The 23580-nt window shown below is 68.5% G+C and carries 23 protein-coding genes; 6 read left to right on the forward strand and 17 right to left on the reverse strand.

The genetic code is table 11. The features are described from left to right. Positions 1–2: 2 nt before the first annotated feature. Positions 3–626: a TetR/AcrR family transcriptional regulator gene (locus NHN26_RS05915; protein WP_253088580.1), complete on the forward strand. Its 624-nt coding sequence runs from the start codon at positions 3–5 to the stop codon at positions 624–626. Here the strand turns inward: NHN26_RS05915 and NHN26_RS05920 are convergent. After that, a complete protein-coding gene (locus NHN26_RS05920; protein ID WP_253088581.1) occupies positions 623–1342 on the reverse strand; it encodes an NYN domain-containing protein in 720 nt (239 codons plus the stop codon). The genes NHN26_RS05915 and NHN26_RS05920 overlap by 4 nt on opposite strands. Positions 1343–1501: 159 nt before the next feature. On the opposite strand from NHN26_RS05920, the gene NHN26_RS05925 reads away from it, so the two are divergent. Both NHN26_RS05925 and NHN26_RS05930 read left to right on the forward strand, forming a co-directional pair. Further along, the gene (locus NHN26_RS05925) at positions 1502–3145 is read left to right on the forward strand and encodes a Y-family DNA polymerase (protein ID WP_253088582.1); all 1644 of its coding nucleotides are present in this window, start codon (positions 1502–1504) and stop codon (positions 3143–3145) included. A gap of 385 nt (positions 3146–3530) precedes the next feature. Continuing rightward, a complete protein-coding gene (locus tag NHN26_RS05930) occupies positions 3531–3875 on the forward strand; it encodes a DUF2794 domain-containing protein (RefSeq protein ID WP_253088583.1) in 345 nt (114 codons plus the stop codon). Between the two features lie 10 nt (positions 3876–3885). Here the strand turns inward: NHN26_RS05930 and NHN26_RS05935 are convergent, their stop codons facing one another. The 3 genes from NHN26_RS05935 to NHN26_RS05945 all read right to left on the reverse strand — a co-directional run bounded on the left by NHN26_RS05935 (position 3886) and on the right by NHN26_RS05945 (position 6514). Beyond that, complete coding sequence (locus tag NHN26_RS05935; RefSeq protein ID WP_253088584.1) at positions 3886–4716, reverse strand: C40 family peptidase; 831 nt, start codon at positions 4714–4716, stop codon at positions 3886–3888. Further along, entirely contained in the window at positions 4713–6095 is a 1383-nt protein-coding gene (locus NHN26_RS05940; protein ID WP_253088585.1) for a leucyl aminopeptidase family protein, read from the reverse strand. Before NHN26_RS05940 ends, NHN26_RS05935 begins: the two co-directional genes overlap by 4 nt. Before the next feature lie 74 nt (positions 6096–6169). Then, positions 6170–6514, reverse strand: a complete 345-nt coding sequence (locus tag NHN26_RS05945) for a hypothetical protein (RefSeq protein ID WP_253088586.1) — start codon at positions 6512–6514, stop codon at positions 6170–6172. Positions 6515–6690: 176 nt separating this feature from the next. Between NHN26_RS05945 and NHN26_RS05950 the strand changes: the two genes are divergently transcribed. The 3 genes from NHN26_RS05950 to NHN26_RS05960 are packed head-to-tail and all read left to right on the forward strand — an operon-like array spanning position 6691 to position 8690. After that, positions 6691–7341: a carbonic anhydrase gene (locus NHN26_RS05950; protein ID WP_253088587.1), complete on the forward strand. Its 651-nt coding sequence runs from the start codon at positions 6691–6693 to the stop codon at positions 7339–7341. A gap of 55 nt (positions 7342–7396) precedes the next feature. After that, positions 7397–8374 (forward strand): sodium-dependent bicarbonate transport family permease, encoded by a 978-nt coding sequence (locus NHN26_RS05955; RefSeq protein ID WP_253088652.1) that lies wholly within the window; start codon positions 7397–7399, stop codon positions 8372–8374. A 4-nt stretch (positions 8375–8378) separates the two neighbouring features. Then, the gene (locus NHN26_RS05960; RefSeq protein WP_253088588.1) at positions 8379–8690 is read left to right on the forward strand and encodes a P-II family nitrogen regulator; all 312 of its coding nucleotides are present in this window, start codon (positions 8379–8381) and stop codon (positions 8688–8690) included. Positions 8691–8755: 65 nt separating this feature from the next. Here the strand turns inward: NHN26_RS05960 and NHN26_RS05965 are convergent, their stop codons facing one another. The 13 genes from NHN26_RS05965 to NHN26_RS06030 form a co-directional block, all read right to left on the reverse strand. Further along, positions 8756–10378, reverse strand: a complete 1623-nt coding sequence (locus NHN26_RS05965) for a DUF4139 domain-containing protein (protein ID WP_253088589.1) — start codon at positions 10376–10378, stop codon at positions 8756–8758. A gap of 231 nt (positions 10379–10609) precedes the next feature. After that, on the reverse strand, positions 10610–11632 hold the full coding sequence (locus NHN26_RS05970) for an aspartate-semialdehyde dehydrogenase (RefSeq protein WP_253088590.1): 1023 nt from the start codon (positions 11630–11632) through the stop codon (positions 10610–10612). A gap of 43 nt (positions 11633–11675) precedes the next feature. Then, positions 11676–12878, reverse strand: a complete 1203-nt coding sequence (locus NHN26_RS05975) for a capsular polysaccharide export protein, LipB/KpsS family (protein WP_253088591.1) — start codon at positions 12876–12878, stop codon at positions 11676–11678. Positions 12879–12984: 106 nt separating this feature from the next. Continuing rightward, a complete protein-coding gene (locus tag NHN26_RS05980) occupies positions 12985–13281 on the reverse strand; it encodes a hypothetical protein (protein WP_253088592.1) in 297 nt (98 codons plus the stop codon). A 264-nt stretch (positions 13282–13545) separates the two neighbouring features. Continuing rightward, positions 13546–14439 carry a glycoside hydrolase family 26 protein gene (locus NHN26_RS05985; protein WP_253088593.1) on the reverse strand — a complete coding sequence of 298 codons (894 nt, stop codon included), beginning with the start codon at positions 14437–14439 and terminating at the stop codon, positions 13546–13548. A gap of 10 nt (positions 14440–14449) precedes the next feature. Beyond that, a complete protein-coding gene (locus tag NHN26_RS05990) occupies positions 14450–16294 on the reverse strand; it encodes a glycosyltransferase family 2 protein (protein ID WP_253088594.1) in 1845 nt (614 codons plus the stop codon). Next, positions 16278–17279 carry a UDP-glucose 4-epimerase GalE gene (gene galE, locus NHN26_RS05995; protein WP_253088595.1) on the reverse strand — a complete coding sequence of 334 codons (1002 nt, stop codon included), beginning with the start codon at positions 17277–17279 and terminating at the stop codon, positions 16278–16280. Before galE ends, NHN26_RS05990 begins: the two co-directional genes overlap by 17 nt. Before the next feature lie 9 nt (positions 17280–17288). Beyond that, positions 17289–18254 (reverse strand): UDP-glucuronic acid decarboxylase family protein, encoded by a 966-nt coding sequence (locus tag NHN26_RS06000; RefSeq protein WP_253088596.1) that lies wholly within the window; start codon positions 18252–18254, stop codon positions 17289–17291. A gap of 284 nt (positions 18255–18538) precedes the next feature. Beyond that, positions 18539–19024, reverse strand: a complete 486-nt coding sequence (bfr, locus tag NHN26_RS06005; protein ID WP_253088597.1) for a bacterioferritin — start codon at positions 19022–19024, stop codon at positions 18539–18541. 341 nt (positions 19025–19365) lie between these two features. Further along, positions 19366–20478 (reverse strand): ABC transporter ATP-binding protein, encoded by a 1113-nt coding sequence (locus tag NHN26_RS06015; RefSeq protein WP_253088599.1) that lies wholly within the window; start codon positions 20476–20478, stop codon positions 19366–19368. Between the two features lie 3 nt (positions 20479–20481). Then, complete coding sequence (locus NHN26_RS06020; RefSeq protein ID WP_253088600.1) at positions 20482–21375, reverse strand: carbohydrate ABC transporter permease; 894 nt, start codon at positions 21373–21375, stop codon at positions 20482–20484. Next, complete coding sequence (locus NHN26_RS06025) at positions 21372–22244, reverse strand: carbohydrate ABC transporter permease (protein ID WP_253088601.1); 873 nt, start codon at positions 22242–22244, stop codon at positions 21372–21374. Before NHN26_RS06025 ends, NHN26_RS06020 begins: the two co-directional genes overlap by 4 nt. Positions 22245–22313: 69 nt before the next feature. Then, positions 22314–23567, reverse strand: coding sequence for an ABC transporter substrate-binding protein (locus NHN26_RS06030; protein ID WP_253088602.1), 1254 nt, complete (start codon positions 23565–23567; stop codon positions 22314–22316). Positions 23568–23580 lie beyond the last annotated feature (13 nt).

The following is a 23580-nucleotide window of genomic DNA, read 5'->3' on the forward strand; positions in this document are numbered from 1 at the left end:
GGATGAACACCAATCCCGCGACGATCCGCAAGGGGCGCAAGTTCGAGCAGGTGCTGGAAGGCGCCCGCGACATCTTCCTGCGCGACGGGTTCGAGGGGGCGAATGTGGACGACATCGCCCGCACGGCGGGCGTGTCCAAGGCCACGCTCTACAGCTATTTCCCCGACAAGCGGCTCTTGTTCATCGAGGTGTTCCGACAGGAATGCGACCGCCAGACGCTGGCCGCGCTGGACCAGATCGACCTCGGCGCGCCGGTCGCCGAGGTGCTGCGCCAGGCCGCGGGGCATATGGTCGCCTCGTTCCTGTGCGAGTTCAACCAGGCGGTGTTCCGGATCTGCGTGGCCGAATCCGACCGCTTTCCGGAACTGGGCGCGGCCTTCTACCGCTCGGGTCCGCGGCGGCTGCATGACGAACTGGCCGGTTTTCTGGCGGGCGTCGACGGACAGGGCGAGGTGGCGATCCCCGACGCCGCCCTTGCCGCCGACCAGTTCATCGAGCTGTGCAAGGCCGATCTCTACCTGCGCCACCTGCTGCGGATCGACGACCGCTTTTCCCCCGAGGAGATCGCCCGGGTGATCGACGGCGCGGTCGCGACCTTCATGGCCCGCTACGGGGTCCGGACCTAGTCCACCCGGCGCACCTGCATCTGGTTGGCGATCTTGCGCGTCTCGAACCGCTTGAGTTCATGCACAAGGTCCGACAGCTTGCGCTTGCCATAGGTGCGGGTATCGAAATCGGGATTGTCGGCGGTGATGTACTGGCCAAGCTGGCCCAGCGTGTACCACTCGTCCTCCTGCTCGATCTTGTCCATCGCCCGGATGATCAGGTCGATCGCCTCCTTCGGCGGCCGCTTGCCCGACGGCGCCTCCGGCGCCTTGCCCTTCTGCACCGGCACCGTCTCCTCGACGATGTTCTCGATCAGCACGAAGCGGTTGCAGACATTGCGCAAGCTGACCGGCGCCTTGGCCTCGCCGATGCCGATCACGTCCAGCCCCTGTTCGCGGATGCGACTGGCCAACCGCGTGAAGTCGCTGTCCGACGAGACCAGCACGAACCCGTCGAACCGGCCCGAATGCAGGATGTCCATCGCGTCGATCACCAGCCCGATATCGCTGGCATTCTTGCCCTTGGTATTCGCGGTTTCCTGATGCGCCACCAGGCCCAGCCCCAGCACCTTCTCGGACCAGGGCTTCAGCCGGTCCGACGACCAGTCGCCATAGACCCGCCTCAGCGCGGGTTCCCCGAAGGACGTGATCTCCTTCAGGATCGCCTCGGCATAGCGGGCGGGGATGTTGTCGGCGTCGATCAGAACGGCCAGAAGCGGGGGCTTGGGGTCGGGCAAGAAAGGTCTCTCCTGTCGGCGATGTCCGAGTCGCACCGGATCGGACGGGTTCGGGGCAAGCTGGGGCAAAGGGCGCGGGCTTGCAAGCGGGGCGGGTGGACTCGACTCCGGGCCGGGGGCGGTCTAATCTGGAACATATAGGGAACATTTGCTGCCGCCATGCCCGCCCGCCGTATCCTGTCGCTCTGGTTTCCGCGGCTTGCCGCCGAACGCGCGCTGCGCCGCTGGCACGGGCTGCCGCCCGGGCCGCTGGCGGTGGTCGCCGAAACCGGGGGGGCACAGATCCTCGCCTCGCTGAATGCCGAGGCCGAAGCCGCGGGGCTGCGGCGCGGCCAGCCGCTGCGCGACGCGCTGGCGATCTGTTCGGGGCTGATCACCCGGCCCGCCGACCCGCCGGGCGAGGCGGCCTTTCTGGACGGGCTGGCGCGCTGGGCCGGGCGGTTCTCGCCCTGGGTCGCGGCCGAGCCGCCCGAGGGGCTGGTCCTCGACATCACCGGCTGCGCCCATCTGTTCGGCGGCGAGGAGGGGATGATCGACGCGCTGCGCACCGACTGCGGGGATCTGGGGCTGAGCCTGCGCGCCGGGCTGGCCGATACCCGCGGCGCGGCCTGGGCGCTCGCGCGCTTTGCCGGCGTGCAGGCCGCGCCGCACCGCTCGGGCGACGCCATCGCGCAGGAGGCCCGCGCCACCCGCGCGCGCGCCGCGAAACGCGCCGTCTGGCAGCGCCGCCCCGACCTGCCGCAAGGCGCCCCGCCGCCGCGAATCGCGCCGCCCGGCCAGACCCGCGCCGCGCTCGCGCCGCTCCCCCTGGCCGCGCTGCGCCTGCCCCCCGACATGGTCGAGGGACTGGCCCGGCTGGGGCTGCGCCAGGTCGGCGACGTGCTGGGCCTGCCGCGCGCGCCGCTGGTCCGCCGGTTCGGCCGCGACCTGCCGCGCCGCATCGACCAGGCGCTGGGGATCGAGGCCGAACCCGTCTCGCCGCTGCGCCCCGCCCCCCGTTTCGCGGTGCGCCTGACCCTGCCCGACCCGATCGGGCTGGAGGCCGACATCCTGGCCGGGATCGACCGGCTGCTGCCCGCGCTCTGCGCCCGGCTGGCCGAGGCAGGCCGCGGCGCGCGGCGGGTGCGGCTTCAGGCCTTGCGCTGCGATCACGGGGTCGAGACGGTGGAGCTGGGCCTTGCCCAGGCCGTTGCCCAGCCCGAGCGGATCCGGCCGCTGCTGGCGCTGAAACTGCGGGCGCTGGAGGCCGGGCCGGGCATCGACCGGCTGCGGCTCGAAGCGCCCGTGACCGAGCCCGTCCATGCCCGCCAGCATGCCGGCCATGCCGAGGCCGCCCGCGACGCGCTGGCCCGCGGCGGCGCCGGGACGGCGCTGGCGGACCTGATCGGGCGGATCGGGGCGCGGGTGGGGCTGGACGCGCTGACCCGGGTCGCCCCGGCCGAAAGCCATATCCCCGAAAAGGGCTGGCAGGTGCTGGCCGCCGCCTGGTCCGAACCGGCCGCCGACTGGCCCGCCCGCACCCGGCCCCGGCCGCTGCTGCTGTTCCCGCCCGAGCCGGTCACCGCCCCCGACCGGCCCGCGCCCCCGGACCGGTTCCGCTGGCGGCGGCGCGATTTCGCGAGTCTGGGCGCCACCGGCCCCGAGCGGATCGCGCCGGAATGGTGGCTGGACGATCCCGCCTGGCGGTCCGGGCCGCGGGATTACTGGCGGGTCGACACCGCCGAGGGGCTGCGGCTGTGGCTTTACTACGCCCATGGCGGCGAGATGTCGTCAGGCTGGTTCTGCCAGGGCCAGTTCGCCTGAGCGCCCGGGGCAAGGGGGCGCTGCCCCCGCCGCCGCTGCCGCAAGCGGCACCGGCGACTCCCCCGGGATATTTCCGGCCAGAAGAAGCAGCGCGGCCGGGGGCGGGCCCTGCGCCGGTCGTGCCGCCGGTCGCACCATGGATCCCGCAGATGCGCGAACGCGCGCGCGGGGTCATTGCCGTCGAGGGGGAGAGCGAAAGTTCCCGGTGCCACAGGCTGGGTGGGGGCTGTTGAACCGCGGCACCGGGGTAGCGTCTTCGCTATGAAGGCAATATTCCCGCGAATCCGGGCGGCATCGCGGACCGCGCGCGACCATCGCAAGGTAATTTCGGGGCGCGATCCGGGCAGAACTTGATTTGACGACGCGGCGGCGGCACGCTGGGCGGATGAACGTCGTGACACCGCCCCCGTTCGTCCATGCCGGCCCGCCCGAGCAGATCAGCTTCGACCGGGCCGAGCTGGGGGCGATCCTTGCGCTTTACGGCCGGATGGTCGCCGCGGGGGAGTGGCGCGACTATGCCATCTCGTCGCTGCGCGAGGCGGCGGTCTTTTCCGTCTTTCGCCGCACCGCCGAGCACCCGCTTTACCGCATCGAGAAGCGCCCGCGCCTGCGCGCCCGCCAGGGGATCTATGCGGTGATCGGGATGGACGGCCGCATCCTGAAGCGCGGCCATGACCTGAAACAGGTGCTGCGCGTGCTGGACAAGGCGCTGATCCGCCCGGTCGGATAGGGGCGGTCGGCTAGGCGCGGCGATGCGCGGTGGGCGCGCCGCCGCCCGTGGCCGCGATCCGGGCAAGCGCCTCGTCGATGGGCTCGCGGGCCACGGCCATCGCATGGGCATTGGCATGGATCAGCGTCTGCGGATCGGCGACCAGCGCGACATGGCCCCTCCAGAAGATCAGATCGCCGCGCCGGGGCAGGCTGTCCGGCGGCAGCAGCCTGCCCAACACGCGGGCCTGCTGGTCGCTGTCGCCGGGACAGGCCCGGCCGCAGGCCAGAAAGGCCGCCTGGACCAGCCCCGAACAGTCGATCCCCCGGATCGAATTGCCGCCCCACAGATAGGGCACCCCGAGGAACAGCTCTGCCACCGCGACCGGATCGGCAAAGGGCGCATCCAGCGGGCGCAGATGCGGCCTGGGCAGGAACCAGCCTTCGGCACTCTGGCAGAAATCGCCGCTCTCGGCGGTGACGCGGATCTGCGTGCCGAAGGACAGGGCGCAGATCTCGGGGCATTTCAGGTCGGGCGCTGGATAGGCATGGGTGGCAGGCGCGGCGACGGCATGGCTGGGCTCGGGCAGGTCGGCCGACAGCGCCGTGGCGGCCATATAGCCCACATAGCCGTCGCGCGCGGCCCAGCCGAAGGCATGGCCCTCATGCGTGTCCAGCACCTCGAACGCCTCGCCATGGACAAGCTGGCGCTCGCGCGGGCCGCCGGGGGCGCGCAGCAGATCCGTCAGCGGCGGGATGACCCGGTGGCGGGTGGGCGCGGTGAAGCGGTCGGCCGTGACCCGGCCGTGCAGATGCAGCGCCGCGACGCGGGCATTCGCCGGTGTCTCGCGCCGGTCGCTCACAGCCCCAGCACCTGCGGCAGCGCGCCCAGGATCGCGCGCGCGCCCTGTCCCAGCCCGCCCTTGGGCCGGGCGGGCGCATCGGCGGGTTGCCAGCCATAGATGTCGAAATGGGCATAGCGCGCGTCCCCGGCAAAGCGGCGCAGGAACAGCGCGGCGGTGATCGACCCGGCAAAACCGCCCCGGGGCGCATTGTCGAGATCGGCGATGCCGGGCTCGATCATCGCCTCGTAGGGGGCGTGGAAGGGCATGCGCCAGACCGGATCGGCGGCTTCCGCCCCGGCGGCGGCCAGCGCGGCGGCCAGCACCTCGTCCCCGGTATAGAAGGGCGCGATATCGGGGCCGACGGCAACGCGCGCCGCCCCGGTCAGCGTGGCCATCGAGATCAGCAGGTCGGTCTCTTCCTCGCAGGCCAGCGCCAGCGCGTCGGCCAGCACCAGCCGCCCCTCGGCATCGGTATTGTTGATCTCGACGCTCAACCCGTTGCGTGCGGTCAGGATGTCCTGCGGGCGAAAGGCGTTGGCGGAGACCGAGTTCTCCACCGCCGGGACCAGCAGCCGCAGCCGCACGGGCAGGCCCAGCGCCATGATCGCCTGCGCCAGCCCCATCGCGGTCGCGGCCCCGCCCATGTCCTTCTTCATCAGGCCCATCGACTCGCCCGGTTTCAGGTTCAGCCCGCCGGTGTCGAAACAGACCCCCTTGCCGACCAGCGTCAGACGCGGCCCCGCATCGCCCCAGCGCAGGTCCAGCAGCCGCGGCGCCTGCGGCCCGGCGCGGCCGACGGCATGGATCAGCGGGAAGTTCTGCGCGACCAGGCCGTCGCCCCGGATCGCGGTGACGCTTGCGCCCTGCCGGGCGGCCAGCGCGACCAGCGCCTCCTCCAGCGCCTCGGGGCCCATGTCGCAGGCGGGCGTGTTGATCAGATCCCGGGTCAGCCATTCGGCCGCGGCCAGCGCCTCGATCCGGGGCGCGTCGATGCCGGGCGGCGCCTTGACCTGCGCCTTCAGCGGCGGCTGCGCGCGGTAGCGGTCAAAGCGGTAGGCGGCCAGCAGCAGGCCCAGCGCCTCGGCGGCCAGCTCGGCGCCCGAAAGCGCGGTCTCCAGATGCCACACCCCTTCGGGCAGGCGCGCCGCCGCGCCCGCAAGGTGGAACCGCCCGCGCGCGCGTTTGCCCGCCGTTCCGTAGCCCGCAACCGCCCCCGCGACCCGGCCATCGGGCCCGGGCAACAGCGCGACCTCGCCCAGACCCGCGGCAAAGCCCGTGGCATTCAGCCATTCGGCCTCGGCCGGGGGACGGGCGGCGCGCCATTCGGCAAGGGTTGCCTCCTCGACGACATGCAGCGGCAGCGAGGGCGCGTCGGGCGCGGCGAAACGGGGCGGCATGGGCGGGGCGTCCTTCGGTCGGGGATCGGGATGGACCCCGAGCCTAGCCGTTACGCCCGCGCCCGCAAGCGGGTTCAGCCCGAGCGGTGCTGCAACTCCGCCGCGATCCGGAAAGACCGCTGCGCGATCCGCCGCAGCCGCTCCATGGTGGCGGCCACCGCCACCGGGTCGCCGGTCTGCACCGCACGCGACACGCCCCGCGCGGCGATCGACAGGCCGATCAGCCCCAGCGAATCGCCCAACGCGCGGATCTGCCCTACCAGATCGACGCAATCGCCCGGACGCACCTGCGACACCGCCAGATCGAGGCTGGCCATCAGATCCTCCAGCCGCTCGACCGACACCGAGACCAGATGCGCGGCCCTCGCCTCGCCCAGATCGACGAACATGTCCGCCAGCCGATCCGAATCCACACTCAACGGTTCGTCCTGACGCAAGACCACAACTCGGGACACGGAACCCCTCCGATTTATCGCACCACACCTGCGGGGAAACTGCCCCCTCAGCGTCAAGAAAGCGTTGCACCGCGGCACCGAAATCACTCGAATTACCGGCAAATGCGCTTTAAGCAGCCGCAGAGAAAACGGAGAACGTGATGAAAGACGCCCGCCCTCTGCCGCAATACCTCGTCCAGCGTTACCAGGGCTGGAAGGCCACCGCCCATGCCGAGAACAAGGCCTGGTTTCGCCGCCTCGCCGAGGAAGGACAGCGCCCGCGCACGATGGTCATCTCCTGCTGCGACTCGCGCGTGCATGTCAGCGCGATGTTCCGCGCGGACGGGGGCGAGTTCTTCATCCATCGCAACATCGCGGCGCTGGTGCCGCCCTACGCGCCCGATGGCGGCAATCACGGCACCTCGGCGGCGGTGGAATATGCGGTCACCGTGCTCAAGGTGGCGAACCTGCTGGTGGTGGGCCATTCCCGCTGCGGCGGCATCAAGGGCTGCCATGACATGTGCGCGGGCCTCGCGCCCGAGCTTGAGGAAAAGACCAGCTTCATCGGCCGCTGGATGGACATCCTGCGCCCCAGCTACGACCGGACCGAAGGGGCCGCGACCGAGGCCGACCGGCTGGAAGCGATGGAAAAGGACGCGGTGCTGGTCTCGCTCGAGAACCTGATGACCTTTCCCTATGTGCGCGCCGCGGTCGAGGCCGAGGAACTGGCCCTGCACGGGCTTTGGAAGGATATCGCCGAGGGCGTGGTGGAATGCTACGATCCCGAAACCGGGCGGTTCGTGGCGATCTGATCCGGTCCTTGGCGCATGATCCATCGGGGTCCAACAGAATGAACGGGGGCCGCACCTGACCGGCATCGTCGAACTCGCGGCGGGCAACCTGCTGTCGCCGATCATCCTCAGCTTCGCGCTCGGGCTCGCCGCGGCGCTGGCGCGCTCCGATCTCTCCGTGCCCGAGGCCGCGGCCAAGGCGCTGTCGATCTACCTGCTCTTCGCCATCGGCTTCAAGGGCGGCGCGGGCGTCGCGGCGCACGGGCTGGACGGCACGCTGGTTCTGGCGCTGCTGGCGGGGCTGGTTCTGTCGGCGGGCATCCCCTTCGTGGCCTTTGCCCTGCTGCGGACGATGACCCGGCTGGGCACGGTGGATGCGGGCGCGGTCGCGGCGCATTACGGCTCGATCTCGATCGTGACCTTCGTGGCCGCGACATCGGTGCTGACCGGCCAGGGCATCGCGTCCGAGGGCTTCATGGTCGCCGTCGCCGCGATCATGGAGGCGCCCGCGATCCTCGCCGCGCTGTGGCTGGTGATGCGCAAGGGCGGCCAGACCGACGTGGAATCCGGCCTCTGGCGCGAGATCCTGCTCAACGGCTCGATCGTGTTGCTGATCGGCGCCTTCGCCATCGGCTGGATCACCGGCCCCCAGGGGCTGGCCGAGATCGAAAGCTTCATCGTCGCGCCCTTCAAGGGCGTGCTCTGCCTGTTCCTGCTGGACATGGGGCTGGTCGCGGGCCGCAACCTGCGCAACAGCCGGGGCGTGATCACGCCGGGGCTGCTGGCCTTCGGGGTGGTCATGCCGCCCATCGGCGCCGCCTTCGGGCTGGCGGCGGGGCTGGCGCTGGGTCTCAGCCTGGGCGGCGTGGTGCTGATGATGACGCTGGCGGCCTCGGCCTCCTATATCGCGGTCCCGGCCGCGATGCGGGTGGCGCTGCCCGACGCGAACCCGTCGATCTACCTGACGCTGTCGCTCGGGATCACCTTCCCCTTCAACCTGACGCTGGGCATCCCGCTCTACCTTGCCGCGGCCCGGCTTGCGACCGGAGGATAGGCCCATGCAGACCCATGCCGCGAAACGGGTAGAGATCATCATCGAGGCGCCGATGGAACGCCGCCTGACCGCCGCGCTGCGCGAGGCGGGCGTCACCGGCTATACCGTGCTGCCGGTCCTGGGCGGCACCGGCCGCTCCGGCCCCTGGAGCCGCGAGGGACAGGTGGGGCGCGCGGGCGGCATGGTCGCCGTCGTCTGCCTGATCCGGCCCGAACGGCTGGACGCGCTGCTCGACGCCGCCTTCGCCGTGGTCGAGCGCCATATCGGCGTCGTCTCGGTCACCGATTGCCAGGTGCTGCGCGCCGAACGGTTCTGACCCGCGCGCGGCGCGGGTCCGACAAAAGTCCGATGAAAGTCCGATGGAATTCCGATACGGGATTCCTATTGCAGAACCTTGCCCTCGGGCCAGGTCATCCGCTGGGTCACCCCGACCTCCCGCACCGCGCCGGGGGCCAGATCGAAGCGCCATTCCAGCACGCCGCGCCGGTCGTCCAGATCGGTCCCGGCGGGCGGCGGATCAGCGGTCCAGGTGATCTTCAGATCCTCCTGTTCGGAATAGGGCACCCGGTCCGTCAGCCGCACGGACCACGGTTCGGCGGTCAGGTTCTCGGCCCTGATCCGCACGGTCTCGGCCCATTCGTTCGCCTTGCGGATCACGCCCCGATCGCCCTCGCTGCGCGCCACGACACGGCTCAGGCGCAGCCCCTCGACAGGACCGAAGGCCAGTTCCGCCTCGCCCCCCGCCGGGATCAGCGCCAGGTCCTGCCGACCCACGAAACGCCCGTCCAGATGGAACATCGCCTCGCCCGTCGGCAGGATCACCTCGCCGCTTTCATTGGTAAAGCTGGCAGCCACGAAGCCATTGGAATCCCACAAGGGAACCGCCCGGACAAAGACCTCGGCCGGGGCCGTCAGCGCGCCCAGCGCCAGCCGCACCCGGTCCGCGCCCGCGGCGATATCGACCGGGTCCGGATAGGCATGGGTGACCGCCAGCGCATCGGCCTGCGCCACCGCCTCGACCTTCGGCGCGGGCGCCGCGGCCAGTTCGAATCCCCCCCGCGCCATGTCGGCCTCGGCCATCGGCGCGGCGCCGAGCCTCGGGCCGATCTGGCCCGGATCGACGATCCTGCGCAGGTCCGGCCAGACCTCGCCCGGCGCGGTCCGCTCCGAGGGGCGCACGGTCGAAAGAGTCAGCGCCACACCGGCCCAGTTCTCGCCCGTGTCCTGCGTCACGAAGGCACCGCGCTCGATCTCCAGCCGCCCGGCGGCACGGTCCAGCCGCAGGTCATAGACCGGCATCCAGCCCGCCTCGGCGATGGTATAGCTGACGCTCAGATCGCCGCTGGCCGGCACATCGGACCACAAGTCCACCGCCAGAAACGCCCGAACCTCATCCTCTGGAACAAGCGCCGCCAACGCCTGCCGCGCCCGGGTCAGCGCCTCGCGCAGGTCCTTCAACCCCCGGTCGGCCGTATCGGCGCGTTGCTCGGCCGCATGGGCCGCGCGCAGCGCCTCCAGCGTCCCCGCGCCGATGGTGGCAGCAAGGGCGGCGATGTCAGTGCCGGGGGGCAATTCGGTGGCCCCCAGCCGGTCGAAAAAGGCGATGCGGGCGCGCGCCGCCTGCGCGTCCAGCCGGATCGCGGCAATGTCGGCCTCGGCGCTGCGCAGCGCATCCTCCAGCCGCGCGACCTCGGCCTCGGCGGCGGCAAGGGCGGCGCCCTTCTCGGCGCTGCGGGGCGGCACGAAATCGGCGCGCGTGGTGACGCCGCCCAGCGTGGCGCCGGTCACGCCCACGCGCACCGCATGCAGCGGCGTCGAAGCGGGCAGATCGGTCAGGATCAACCGGTGACGCCCGGCGGGGATGTCATAGGGAACCGCGCGGGTGACGCTCGCACCCTGCGGGTAGAGCGTGACGGCGCTGACCGCGCTGGTCAGGGGAAAATCCTCGGCCACAAGCGGGGCGGGGATCAGGGCGAAGGGCAAGGCAAGGGCAAGGCGGCGCATGGGGATCGCTCCGGCGGCGGGCTGCGGCGTGCAGGTTGCGGCAGGGGGCCGGGGCTTGGCAAGGGCAAAGCCGCCGGAACGAAGAACGGCGCGGGGCCGGGCCGCCGCGCCGTGCTCTGCCGTCAAGGGCCGGCCATTCGGCCCGGACCGGACCCTTCCCGGGGCTCCGCCGGTTCGAGGCTCAAACTCTCCACCGGAGAGTTTGCCGGGGCTTGCGCCCCGGACCGGGCCTCACCCCTTCTTCAGCGCCCGCTGGCCGAGAACCTCGGCGATCTGCACCGCGTTCAGCGCCGCGCCCTTGCGCAGGTTGTCGGAAACCACCCACAGGTTCAGGCCGTTCTCGATGGTCGAATCCTGCCGGATGCGGCTGACGAAGGTTGCGTAATCGCCCACGCATTCGACCGGCGTGATGTAGCCGCCGGGCTCGCGCTTGTCGATCACCATGACCCCGGGCGCCTCGCGCAGGATGTCGCGCGCCTCGTCCTCGTCGAGGAAATCCTCGAACTCGATATTGATCGCCTCGGAATGGCCGACAAAGACCGGCACGCGCACGCAGGTCGCCGTGACCTTGATCGCGGAATCCATGATCTTCTTGGTCTCGGCGACCATCTTCCATTCTTCCTTGGTCTCGCCGGAATCGAGGAAGACGTCGATCTGCGGGATCACGTTGAAGGCGATCTGCTTGGGATAGACGCTGGGCGCGACCTCCTGACCCGGGACATACATGCCCTTGGTCTGGTTCCACAGCTCGTCCATCGCCTCCTTGCCCGAACCGGAGACGGATTGATAGGTCGAGACCACCACCCGCTTGATCCGCGCACGGTCATGCAGGGGCTTGAGCGCCACCACCATCTGCGCGGTGGAACAGTTGGGATTGGCGATGATGTTCTTCTTCGCATAGCCCATGACCGCGTCGGCATTCACCTCCGGCACGATCAGCGGCACGTCGGGGTCGTAGCGGTAGAGCGACGAGTTGTCGATCACCACGCAGCCCGCGCGGGCGGCCCTGGGGGCGTATTCCCTGGTCGCATCCGAGCCGATGGCGAACAGCGCGATATCCCAGCCGGTGAAGTCGAACTGTTCCAGGTCCTGGGTCTTGAGGGTCCGGTCGCCAAAGCTGCATTCGGTGCCGAGCGAGCGGCGCGAGGCAAGCGCGGCGATCTCGTCCACCGGAAACTCGCGCTCGGCGAGGATGTTCAGCATTTCGCGGCCCACGTTGCCCGTGGCGCCGACGACGGCGACCTTGTAGCCCATCGGGTTCTTCCTTCAGCGTCGGGTGGATTCCCGGGGCGGAGCCTTACAGGAAAGCGCCGCCGGGCGAAAGGGCCGTTCCGGACCGCGCGGCGTCCAGCATCCGGGCCAGCGCGTCGGGGTCGATGGTGATGCTGCCATCGGGGGCTTCGGTCACGCGCGGGTAATAGACAAGGTCGAGACAGGACATGAAGGCCGCGCGCAGCGCGGGATCGAAGCTCAGCGCCTGCGGATGGGCCAGCGTCTCGGCCAGGGCGGCCTCGGAATGGACCGGGGTCACAAGGCCGGGGATGGCGAAGAAGGCCTGGCCCAGCACGATCACCGGCTTGTCGTGAAAGAACGCCTGCAACCCCATCGAGGAGTTGATGGTCAGAACGCCCCGCGAGGCGGCAAGCTGGGCAAAGCTGTCGGTGGCGTTGTCGATCACCAGCCGCCCGCCCGCCTCGGCCACGGCACGGGCCAGCGGATCGGCCAGCGAACTGCGCGCCGAGGGGTGTTCCTTGAGCCGGACATGCCAGCCTTCCGGCAGGGCGCGGGCGGTGCGGGCAAGGGCCGCGATCATGCCCTCGACGCTGCCGACCCAGCCCGCGAACAGGGTGATCTGGCTGTCATTCGGTACCTGGAGCGGGCAGAACAGGAACGGCCCCGCCCCCGCCAGCGCATCCCCATCCCCCTGCCCCACATCGGCCCGGCGCGAGGCGCGCGCGGTGAGGTTCGCGCCCAGCGCGCGCCAGCCCTCGCCCTGCCGGGCCGGGTCGGCGGCGGCCCAGTCGCGGTAGAAACCGGGGTCGCGCGGCAGGGCGTTCTGCGCGTTCACGCCCAGGGGGTCGAGGGTGATCCGCCCCGGAAAGGGGGCGAGTTCCGCATATAGCCGCCCAGCACCCGCATCCCGCGCCCCTTCCATGAAGGCGCGGCGCGAGCCGGTCAGCCCGTTCCAGCAGACGGCAACCGCGCCGGGCTGGCGGGTGAAGAAGCGGCGCGACCAATTGTATTGCGCCGCGATCAGCGCGCGTTTCAGCCCCCGGCCAAGCCGCCCCCTGGGCTGGCGCTTGGCCACGGCCAGCGCGGCGGCGGCGCGTTCTTGCGTTTCGGGAAAGTTGCGGAACGACAGCCCGATCAGCGGAAGGCGCCGTCCGCCGCCCGATTGGCTGGCAATCGCGGCGAAGATCGCGTCCTTGCGGCGGGTCCATTCGGCCAGCCAGAAGATCACCGGTGGCGCGCTGGTGTCTCGGGGGTCTGGGGGTCTCATGCCTCTGGTCCCTGCCGCTGCCGCAGGCCCGACCGGAACCCGGACACGGCCGCCTGCATGCCGGGCATAGCCCGGAACGGGGGCGTGGGGAAAGGGGCGTGGGGCCTTAGCGGGTGAAGCAGCTGGGCCGCTTGCCGAAGCCCGAGGCGGTGCAGATATAAGTGCCGCTGCCATGCCGGGAATCGAACCGGCTGGCCATGGCCTTGCGTTCGCGCATGGACAGCGACCTGTCCGCCCGGGGCGCGGGGTTCAGCCAGCGCATGACCGAGGCGCCGACGATGGCCGGGCGCTGGACGGTCTTTCCCTCGGCCGCGGCCGGGGCAGCCGTGGCCATCGTTCCGGCCGTCGCCAGCGCGGCGATCAGCGGAAATGCGGCGCGGAATGGGCGTCTTTTCAGTCGCATGACGAATGGTTCCTGCGTTGCCTGTCCACGGTTGCCCGACACGAGACCCGACCGCCCGGCGTGCGCATGGCTTTGCCGAAACAGGCCCAAGGCCCCCGGAGCATAGGTAGCGTGGTCAAGTGGTGACGCTTTTTTGTGGCATTGCGATGGCAATGGCGAGACATCACGTGGCATGCCCATCTTAACAGGCAAGAAACTGCCGAGGGCCGCCCGATTTCCGGGCGGCCCTCGGCCGATCTTCGCGTCAGGGATGTAATACTGCGCCTATTCGTCGATCACGCGCGAGTCGAAACGCCAGTTCGGGAGGCCATAGCCGTCGGGCCAAGGATAGACCTCTTTCTGGTTGAAATAGACCACGGCGACCAGGCTGGGGAACTCGGGATAGATCAGCCGGATCTCGCTGTCCCATTTCGCGACATAGTCCTCGCTGCCGGAATAGCCCAGTTCGGCCACCACCACGGGCTTGCCGAATGCCTCGGCGCGGGCGTAGCGGGGCCCGAGGATCGACTCGAAGGACTGCTCCGCGCCGAGAATCTCGCGCTCCCATGGCTGAAGGCCGAAGACCGACAGACCGACGATGTCGACATGGTCATCGCCGGGATAGTATTCGGCGAGATCCTCGAAGCCGAGCGGCGACCACATGTAGTTCACCCCGGGCGCCTGGGCGCGGCAGACATCGACCATGCGGCGATAGGCGGCGATATAGGTCTCCGGCTCCCAGTCGGCCCAGATGAACTGGCCGCTTTCGTCCTCCATCTCCTGCGCCCAGCGCACGGTGACGGGGCTGTCGAACAGGTTCAGCACCGCGCAGATCGAGGCCATGTAGCGGTCATACTCGCCAGAGGCGATGCCCTGTTGCAGGATCTCGGGGGTATTGCGCTCGCTGCGGTTCCAGGTCCAGGGCTCGATCGTGGCCAGGATCGACCGGCCGCGCGCCAGCGCGTAGGCATCCGCCTCGATCAGGCTGGGCAGGAACACGTCTTCCCAGGGCAGGAAAAGGTGTTCGATGGTGACCCCGGGATCGTCCGCGAACAGCCCGTCGGGATCGTAGACGCCGAAGGGCAACTCGCCCGGGGGCGCGGATTCCGCAAGCGCGGCGCCGGACAGCGCCAGGCTTGCGGCCAATGCGGTCATCGCGGGTTTCAGAGCGTAGACCATGATGCGTTCCTCACTCGATGAACGGTCTGCGGTCCTGCCGCGCAAAGGGAAGGTCGAAAGAATAGCGCATCGACCTCTTGCCCCCTTGCCCGGCCCCGGAGACCAGGAATTCCACCTTGGTGAACTGGTAGGGTCCCAGTCCGGTGGACAGATAATGCAGGCTTTGCATGCCCCTTAGCCAGCCCGAAAACACCAACGCGACCGCCAGCGCCAGGGTGATCGCCACCTGCGGACCCAGCCGCAGCGCATTGCCCATCCAACCGAGGCCAGTCTGGCGGATATGATGCGTGAGCGCCACGCCGAGAACGGCGAGATAGAGGGCTGCGTTCAAAAGACACAGCAGGTAGAAGCCGGCCGAATTCTCGAGGTGATCGACGGCCAGAACCGGCAGGATCGCCGCCGCCGCGATCACCATGTAGGGCAACAGCACCCGGAACGGCATCCGCGTGGCCGCCGACGTGCCCTTGGGCGTGATCCGGAAATCGACGAAACGGCCCGTGAGACCGTCGCGCACCGCCATCAGGCAGCCCCACAGCACCCAGGGCCATTGCGCGCATTGGAACAGCCCCTTTTCCCAGCTGATGACCTTGGCATCGGTCGGGCGGAACAGCCCGTCTGCCTTGAGCTGATAGGCGATCAGGATGAAGGCCAGCACCACCGGCGCGCTATGGCCGACAAAGGCCGGGTAGGTGACATTGGCGAAGCGCATGTCGAACAGGACGGCCGTGATCGGCACAAGCAGCGTGGCCGCCATGAAGAAGGCAAAGCCCGGATACCAGAGCTGCGAGAACAGGAACTGGAACTTGAGGATCGGCCGGAGCCCCGAGAAATAGCCCGGCGTATAGCGCAGGAACAGCGTCACCAGGCTGCGCGACCACTGGAATTCCTGCGTCAGCATGTCGGCGAAGGTCACCGGCCCGTCGCCCACCGCAATGGCGTCGAAGGCATGCACCCCGCGCCAGCCGAAGGCATTCATCATCATCGAGGTCGAATGATCCTCGGCCAGTTCCGGCCCCAGCCCGCCGATCTCGCGCAGCGCCACCGTGCGCACCGCGTAATGCGAGCCGATGCACATCGGCGCCCAGCCGTTGGAATAGCCCGCCTGGAGGATGCCGTGGAACATCCCCTCGTGATCCAGCCGCATCCGCGCCGCCCAGCTTTCGCGCGCATTGCTGGCGCAGATCGACGGCGCGCTGACATAGCCGACCTCCGGATCGACGAAACCGCGCAATACCTCGCGCAGATAGCCGGGCTGGGGGACGTGATCGGCGTCAAGCTGCGAGACGAAGTCGTAATTCTCGTAGCCGTAGCTGTCATAGAAGAAGGCAAGGTTGCCTTCCTTGCAGCGGGTCCGGCGCGGCCATTCGGCGCGGTGATAGTCGGGCCGGTCCTTGCGGGTTGAGACCTTCACGCCATGGGCGGCGCACCAGGCCAGCGTCTCTGGCGCGGGGTCCTCGTCGGCCAGCCAGGTGTCATGCGGCCAGTCCTGCGCCAGCATGCCCTCCAGCGTGCGGCGCACCACCTCGAAGGGTTCGGACGGGCTTTTCGTCACGACCATGGCGACCCGCGCGCCGTTCAACGCCGCCAGATCGCCCGAGGGGCGCACCGCGCGCAGCATCACGGTCAGGAAATAGACCTGCAGGAACATCACCCAGGCCACGGCCAGCGTGATGACCACATAGCGGAAGGTGCCGATATTGTGGTGCGGCTGGAACCACCAGGCCCAGAACCACAGGGCCGTTGCAGCCCATAGCAGGACCGACAGCCAGTAGCGCAGCTTCATGCGTTGCGTGTAGATCGGGACAAGGTGGCGCGGCCGGGGGCGCGGCGGGTGTCGGTCAGGGCGTGGGGTCATCACCGAACTTCATGCCGAAGGCCCGCGCAGCATGGGCGACGGTCGCGTCGAGATCGCGAAAGCGGGCCGTGAACCCAAGCGCCTCGCGGGCGTGGGTCGGGTCGGCGACCAGCGCGGGCGGATCGCCCTCGCGGCGCGCGACCTCGTTCACGGGCACCGGGCGGCCGAGCACGCGACCGACGGCGGCCAGCACCTCGCGGTTGGAATGGCCGGTGCCGGTGCCAAGGTTCACCGCGAGGCTCTCGCCCCCCGCTTCCAGATGGCGCAGCGCGGCCAGATGCCCCTCGGCCAGGTCGCAGACATGGATATAGTCGCGGATGCAGGTGCCGTCGGGCGTGGGGTAATCGGTGCCGTAAAGATCGAGTGCAGCACGCCGCCCGGCTGCCGCGAACAGCGCCAGCGGCAGCAGATGCGTCTCGGGGTCGTGGCGTTCGCAAAGCGTGCCGTCCGGATCCGCCCCGCAGGCGTTGAAATAACGCAGCGCGGCGTAGCGGATGCCATGGGCGCGGGCGAAATCGGCCAGCATCCATTCCCCGATCAGCTTGGTCCGGCCATAGGGGTTGATCGGGTTCTGCGGCGTATCCTCGGTGATCGGCAGCCGCTCGGGCACGCCATAGGTGGCGCAGGAGGAACTGAAGATCACCCGCGAAAGCCCGGTCTCGCGGCACGCGGTCAGCAGACCCAGCATGCCGTTCACGTTGTTGTCGTAGTAGAAGGCCGGATCGCGCACCGAGTCCCCGACATAGGCCGCGGCGGCGAAATGGATCACGGCCAGCGGCGCATGGGCGCGGATCGCATCCGCAATGGCCGCAGCGTCGCGGGTATCACCCCGCACCAGCGGCCCCCAGCGCACCGCATCGGCATGGCCGGTCGACAGGTTATCATAGGTCACCGGCAGATAGCCCGCCTCGGCCAGCCGCTTGCAGGTATGAGAGCCAATGTAACCGGCGCCGCCGGTGACCAGAACTGCATTCGACTGGGTCAAGGTCCGCTCCTATTCCCCGGTCTTGCCCTGATGGATGCTTTCCGCGAAATACGCGATGGTGCGATCCAGCCCCTCGGCAAGCGGCACGCCGGGCGCCCAGCCCAGCAGCCGGTCGGCCAATGCGATATCGGGGCGGCGCTGGCGCGGATCGTCCTGGGGCAGCGGCGCAAAGGTCAGGGGCGAATCCGAGCCCGTCTTGGCAAGCACCATTTCGGCCAGTTCCAGCATCGTGAACTCGCCCGGATTGCCCAGGTTGACGGGACCCAGCCCATGCCCCGGCGCGGCCATGAGCCGCATCAGCCCTTCGACCATATCGTCGACATAGCAGAAGGACCGCGTCTGCCGGCCGGAGCCATAGACGGTCAGCGGCGCGCCGGTCAGCGCCTGGACGATGAAGTTCGACACCACGCGGCCGTCATCGGGGCTCATCCTCGGGCCGTAGGTGTTGAAGATCCGCGCGATCCGCGCATCCAGCGCGTGGCTTTCGCGGTAATGGTAGAACAGCGTCTCGGCGCCGCGCTTGCCCTCGTCATAGCAAGCGCGCGGCCCCACGGGGTTGACGCTGCCGCGATAGGTTTCGGGCTGCGGGCTCACGGAGGGATCGCCATAGACCTCGGAGGTCGAGGCCTGGACGATCCTCGCGCCGTTTGCGCGCGCCAGTTCCAGCATGTTCATCGCCCCCAGAACGCATGTCTGGAAGGTGTGGATGGGGTCGCGCGCATATTGCGGCGGCGAGGCCGGGCAGGCGAGGTTGAAGATCTCGTCCACCGCCTCGTTCGGATCGAAGGGGGCGATCACGTCATGCTGCACGAAGCGAAAGCCGGGCCTGCCGATCAGGTGCGAGATGTTCGCGATCGAGCCCGTCATCAGGTTGTCGAGACAAATCACGCGGGCGCCTTCGCCCATCAAGCGATCGCACAGATGAGATCCAAGGAAGCCCGCGCCCCCTGTAACCAAGACCACTCGTTCAGCCATCCAATGCACTCCTCGCTATCTGGCGGGAATATGGCACCGGAAAATCGCCCTGCCCAGAAAAACACGCACTAAAACCATGATTAAGGCCAAGACTTCGGTATTTCCGCACCAATTGTCGCAGGCGCCCGGAATTGTCCCGCGATCCTGCCGGGTCGCACCGGGCCAGGACGGGCCTGAGGCTTCAATCATGGCGAGTAGGGGGCGGCCGCCTTACCCGTCCATCGGCCGGGAGGCGCCGATCAGGGCGTGGCGGCCGAAACGGCCGCCGACGCCGCGCGGAGGGCCTATTCGGCCTCGTCCATCCTGCTTGCGTTCAGATGTGCATAGTTCTCGGGACCGATCCGCGCGAGCAGGTCAAGCTGGGTTTCGAGGAAGTCGATATGCCCCTCCTCGTCGGCCAGAAGCTCGTCGAACAGCTCCTTGCTGACATGGTCGCCAACGCTGGCGCAGTATTCGCGCGCCTCCTTGTAGAGCGCATGCGCCTCATGCTCGGCCGCAAGGTCGCATTCCAGCGTTTCCTTCGGGGTCTGCCCGATCCGCAGAGCATCGAGCTTTTGCAGGTTGGGATGGCCTTCGAGGAACAGGATGCGCGCCACCAGCTTGTCGGCGTGGTTCATCTCCTCGATACTTTCCTCGCGGCTCTTCTTGGCCATATGCCCAAGGCCCCAATCCTCCTGCAGGCGGAAATGAAGCCAGTACTGGTTGATCGCCGTCAGTTCGCTGCGCAGCGCACGATTGAGGTAGTCAATGACCTTGGGGTCACCCTTCATGTCGATCTCTCCTTTGCGAGTCCGTGATCTTACTGCGAAGCCCTTGAAGTTCCCTGGGAACTTCGAGGTTCGGATTCGCCCGCATCGTATCAAGGAAGACAGACAGACAGCACCCGCAATCGGAGGAAGTGCCCAGCGCGTGAAAGATCCTGCCCGGCGTGATGATCGTTTGCCTGTCTGATGAGCGCATCCAGTCTATGGCGGCGTGTATGTCGCGGTCAGAGATGTTTCGGCAATGGCAGACGATCATGGCGCAGGATCCCGGCGACGAGCTGGCGACCCCTAATTCCTGAGTGATTTTATCGAAAAAGTCAATCCGGGTCGTCCCGCCGGGCTTTCGCTCAGAGGCTCCGGCCCGTATCGGCGTCGAACAGCTTGGCCTTGCCCATGTCCACCTCGAAGCGGAAGGCCGCGCCGGGCGTGGCGGCATCCTCGGGGCGGACGCGGGCGACCAGGTCCTGCCCGCCGATCTGGAAGACCAGCATCGTGTCGGGGCCGGTGGGTTCCACCACCTCGACCGGCGCCTCGAACAGGTAGCGGTTCGGCCCCGGCAGCTTGGCCCCGGCCGCAAAGATCGTTTCCGGGCGCAGGCCCAGCACCACCTCGCGGCCATCGGTCAGCCCCTCGCCCTGCCCGGCCGGCCCGTCCAGCGGAAAGCGGATGCGTTCACGCGCGCCGCGGGGCAGGACAAAGACCTGCCCGTTCTCGTGGAACAGCCGCCCGGGGATCATGTTCATCGGCGGCGAGCCCATGAAGCCCGCGACGAACAGGTCGACGGGGTTTTCATAGATCGTGGCCGGATCGGCGAATTGCCGGATATGGCCGTTATCCATCACCGCGATGCGGGTGGCCAGCGTCATCGCCTCGATCTGGTCATGGGTGACATAGACCACGGTCTTGCCCAGCCGCTGGTGCAGCTTCTTGATCTCGGTGCGCATCTCGATCCGAAGCTTGGCGTCGAGATTGGAAAGCGGTTCGTCGAACAGGAACACCGCCGGTTGCCGGACCAGCGCGCGCCCCATCGCGACGCGCTGGCGCTGACCGCCCGAGAGCTGGCCGGGCTTGCGGTCCAGCAGGTGGTCGATCTGAAGAAGCTTCGCGAAGTCCGCCAGCGCGGCCTCTTGCGCGTCCTTGGGCACGCGGCGGGTTTCCATGCCGAAGGTGATGTTCGCCCGCACCGTCCTTGTGGGGTAAAGCGCGTAGGACTGGAACACCATGGCGATGTCGCGGTCGCGTGGCGGCACGCGGTTGACGTTCTGCCCGCCGATCAGGACATTGCCCGAGGTGACGGTTTCAAGCCCCGCGATCAGGTTCAGCAGCGTGGATTTCCCGCACCCCGAGGGGCCGACGAGAACCACGAACTCGCCCGGCTCGATCTCCAGGTCGACGCCCTTGATGACCTCTGTTCCGCCGAAACTCTTGCGGACCTTGTCCAGCCGGATGCCCGATGCCATGCCCTACCCCTTGACCGCACCGGCCGACAGCCCGCGCACGAAATACGCCCCCGCCACGACATAGACCAACAGCGTCGGCAGCCCCGCGATGATCGCCGCGGCCATGTCCACGTTGTATTCCTTGACCCCTGTCGAGGTGTTCACGACATTGTTCAAGGCCACCGTCACCGGGTTTGAATCGCCCACCGTGAAGGACACGCCGAACAGGAAGTCGTTCCAGATCTGGGTGAACTGCCAGATCACGGTCACCACGATGGCGGGCAGCGACATCGGCAGCACGATCCGGAAGAAGATGCCAAAGAAACCCGCCCCGTCCACCTTGGCCGCATTCACGATGCCATCGGACACGCCGATGAAGAAATTGCGGAAGAACAGCGTGGTAAAGGCCAGCCCGTAGACCGTATGCACAAGGATCAGCCCCGGCACAGTGCCGGCCAGCCCCAATTGCCCCAGCGTGCGCGCCATCGGCAGCAGCACCACCTGGAACGGGATGAAGGCGCCGAACAGCATCAGCGCAAAGACGATGTCGGCGCCGGGAAACCGCCACTTGGTCAGCGCATAGCCGTTCAGCGCGCCCAGCAGGGTCGACAGCAGCACCGCGGGCACCGCCATCATCACCGAGTTCATGAAATAGGGCTGCAACCCGTCGCAGCGCACGCCCACGCAGGCCGACCCCCAGGCCTTGGCCCATGCCTCGAAGCTGATCGCCCGGGGCAAGGCCAGAAAGCTGCCCTCGCGGATCTCGGCCAGCGACTTGACCGAGGTCGAGACCATCACGAAAAGAGGGAAAAGGTAGTAAAGGCAGAACAGCCCCAGCACGACGAACAGCAACACGCGCAAGAGCCTGGCCCCCGGCCCCGAGGCGCGCACGATGCCGTCGGTCCTGCGCGCCCTCATCGCCGCGCCCCCCGAAGCTCGGAATAAAGATAGGGCACGATGATCGCGCAGACGGTCGCCAGCATCATCACCGCGCTGGCCGCGGCCACCCCCAGTTCGGACCGCTGGAAGGCAAAGGCATACATGAAGGTCGCGGGCATGTCGGTGGCAAAGCCGGGACCTCCGCCGGTCAGCGCCACGACCAGGTCGAAGCTCTTGATCGCCAGATGCGCCAGGATGATGACCACCGACAGGAAGACCGGGCGCAGCGACGGCAGCACGATCCCGGTATAGACCCGCCACGGCCCCGCGCCGTCGATCGCGGCGGCCTTGAGAACCTCGTCATCGACGGATCTCAGCCCGGCCAGGAACAGTGCCATGGCGTAGCCCGAGCTTTGCCAGACGCCCGCGATGACAATCGTGTAGATCGCGAAATCGGGATTCACCAGCCAGTCGAAGGTGAAGCCCTCGAACCCCCAGTCGCGCATCACCTTCTCGATGCCCAGTCCGGGGTTCAGGATCCATTTCCAGACGGTGCCGGTAACGATGAAGGACAGCGCCATGGGGTAAAGGTAGATCGTGCGGATCGCCCCCTCGATCCGGATGCGCTGATCCAGCAGGATCGCCAGAAGGATGCCGAGGCCCATGCTGATCGCGATGAACAGGCCCGAGAAGACGAACAGGTTCTTCAGCGCCACATACCAGCGCGGCGTGGCCCAGAGCCGTTCATACTGGGCCAGACCGTGAAAGTCGTAGACCGGCATCACGCCGGACTTGGTGAAGGAAATCCAGATCGTCCAGGCGATGAAGCCATAGACGAAAAACAGGCTGACCGCGAAAAGCGGCGAGACCACGATGAGCGGCAGGCGCCGCTCGATCGTCCGTGACATGGCCCTCAGCATGTCAGCCCCCTGCCCCCCCGGCACCGGCCGGGGATTGCCCCCGGCCGGGATTGTCCCCTACATCGCGCGCTTGACGGCGGCGGCCAGCCGCCCTGCGGCGTCCTCGGAACTCATGTTCGAGTTGAAGAACTCGGTCACCAGATCGAGGAACTCGCCCCGGACCGAGCGCGAGATCGCCATCTCATGCGCCATCGAAGGCACCAGCGCGTTCGCCTCGGTCGCCTTGAGCAGATCGTCATGCGAGCGTTGCGCACAGGCGTCGAAGGCCTCCAGCGGCACATCGGTCCGCGCCGGGATGGACCCCTTGGCCAGGTTGAAGGTCGCCTGGAACCCGGGCGACATGATCAGGCTCGCCAGCAGTTTCTGCCCGGCGATGTTGTCCTCGCCCGACACCTTGAAGAAGGTGAAGCTGTCCGAGTTCAGCACAAAACCGTTGCCCGGCGTCGGCGCACACAGGAAATCCTCGCCCGGCACCTTGCCCGCGGCAAGAAACTCGCCCTTGGCCCAGTCGCCCATGATCTGGAACGCAGCCTCGCCATTCATCACCATGGCGGTGGCAAGGTTCCAGTCCCGGCCAGAGAAGTTCGGATCGACATAGCCGCGCATCCTGCGCAACTGGTCGAAGGCCGCGACCATGGTGGGCGAGTTCAGCGCGTCCTGGTCAAGATCGACCAGGGCTGCGCGGAAAAAATCGGCCCCGCCCACACCCAGAACCACGTTCTCGAAGATCGTGGCGTCCTGCCAGGGCTGCCCGCCATGGGCCAAGGGCGTAATGCCCGCGGCCAGCAAGGCGTCGGCCGCGGCGTTGAACTCGTCCCAGGTGGTGGGCATCGCCTCGATCCCGGCGCGGGCCAGAACCTCGGGATTGGCCCAGATCCAGTCGACGCGGTGGATATTGACCGGCGCGGCGACATATTTGCCGTCATGTTTCATGATCGCGGCCAGAACGGGCGGCAGAACGGCATCCCAGCCCTCGGCCCCGGCGACATCCTCGACATCGGCCAGCGCGCCCTGCTCGGCCCATTCCTGGATGCCGGGTCCTTTCAGTTGCACCGCGGCGGGCGGGTTTCCGGCCACCACGCGGGCGCGCAGCGCGGTCATCGCTGCATCGCCGCCCCCGCCCGCGATGGGCGAGTCGATCCAGGTGCCGCCCTCGGCCTCGAAGCTGTTCTTGAGCTCGCCCACCGCGCGGGCCTCGCCGCCCGAGGTCCACCAGTGCAACACCTCGACCGTGCCCCCGGCCTGGGCGGCGCCGGAAAACGCCAGACCCGCCGCTGCAACGAGCGGGGTAACCGTCCTGTAACGGAACATGGGTATTCCTCCT

Source organism: Rhodovulum tesquicola (assembly GCF_024128855.1).
Taxonomy (GTDB): Bacteria; Pseudomonadota; Alphaproteobacteria; order Rhodobacterales; family Rhodobacteraceae; genus Rhodovulum; species Rhodovulum tesquicola.

What these genes read in the sequence shown, in the direction of transcription:
- NHN26_RS05965 (WP_253088589.1), bottom strand. Translation starts at nt 10,378, where the DNA reads ATGCGCCGCCTTGCCCTTGCCTTGCCCTTCGCCCTGATCCCCGCCCCG.
- NHN26_RS05990 (WP_253088594.1), bottom strand. Translation starts at nt 16,294, where the DNA reads ATGACCCCACGCCCTGACCGACACCCGCCGCGCCCCCGGCCGCGCCAC.
- NHN26_RS05980 (WP_253088592.1), bottom strand. Translation starts at nt 13,281, where the DNA reads ATGCGACTGAAAAGACGCCCATTCCGCGCCGCATTTCCGCTGATCGCC.
- NHN26_RS05925 (WP_253088582.1), top strand. Translation starts at nt 1,502, where the DNA reads ATGCCCGCCCGCCGTATCCTGTCGCTCTGGTTTCCGCGGCTTGCCGCC.
- NHN26_RS05975 (WP_253088591.1), bottom strand. Translation starts at nt 12,878, where the DNA reads ATGAGACCCCCAGACCCCCGAGACACCAGCGCGCCACCGGTGATCTTC.
- NHN26_RS05985 (WP_253088593.1), bottom strand. Translation starts at nt 14,439, where the DNA reads ATGGTCTACGCTCTGAAACCCGCGATGACCGCATTGGCCGCAAGCCTG.
- NHN26_RS05930 (WP_253088583.1), top strand. Translation starts at nt 3,531, where the DNA reads ATGAACGTCGTGACACCGCCCCCGTTCGTCCATGCCGGCCCGCCCGAG.
- NHN26_RS06025 (WP_253088601.1), bottom strand. Translation starts at nt 22,244, where the DNA reads ATGTCACGGACGATCGAGCGGCGCCTGCCGCTCATCGTGGTCTCGCCG.
- NHN26_RS05915 (WP_253088580.1), top strand. Translation starts at nt 3, where the DNA reads ATGAACACCAATCCCGCGACGATCCGCAAGGGGCGCAAGTTCGAGCAG.
- NHN26_RS06000 (WP_253088596.1), bottom strand. Translation starts at nt 18,254, where the DNA reads ATGGCTGAACGAGTGGTCTTGGTTACAGGGGGCGCGGGCTTCCTTGGA.
- NHN26_RS06030 (WP_253088602.1), bottom strand. Translation starts at nt 23,567, where the DNA reads ATGTTCCGTTACAGGACGGTTACCCCGCTCGTTGCAGCGGCGGGTCTG.
- NHN26_RS06020 (WP_253088600.1), bottom strand. Translation starts at nt 21,375, where the DNA reads ATGAGGGCGCGCAGGACCGACGGCATCGTGCGCGCCTCGGGGCCGGGG.
- NHN26_RS05950 (WP_253088587.1), top strand. Translation starts at nt 6,691, where the DNA reads ATGAAAGACGCCCGCCCTCTGCCGCAATACCTCGTCCAGCGTTACCAG.
- NHN26_RS06015 (WP_253088599.1), bottom strand. Translation starts at nt 20,478, where the DNA reads ATGGCATCGGGCATCCGGCTGGACAAGGTCCGCAAGAGTTTCGGCGGA.
- NHN26_RS05970 (WP_253088590.1), bottom strand. Translation starts at nt 11,632, where the DNA reads ATGGGCTACAAGGTCGCCGTCGTCGGCGCCACGGGCAACGTGGGCCGC.
- bfr (WP_253088597.1), bottom strand. Translation starts at nt 19,024, where the DNA reads ATGAAGGGTGACCCCAAGGTCATTGACTACCTCAATCGTGCGCTGCGC.
- NHN26_RS05960 (WP_253088588.1), top strand. Translation starts at nt 8,379, where the DNA reads ATGCAGACCCATGCCGCGAAACGGGTAGAGATCATCATCGAGGCGCCG.
- NHN26_RS05940 (WP_253088585.1), bottom strand. Translation starts at nt 6,095, where the DNA reads ATGCCGCCCCGTTTCGCCGCGCCCGACGCGCCCTCGCTGCCGCTGCAT.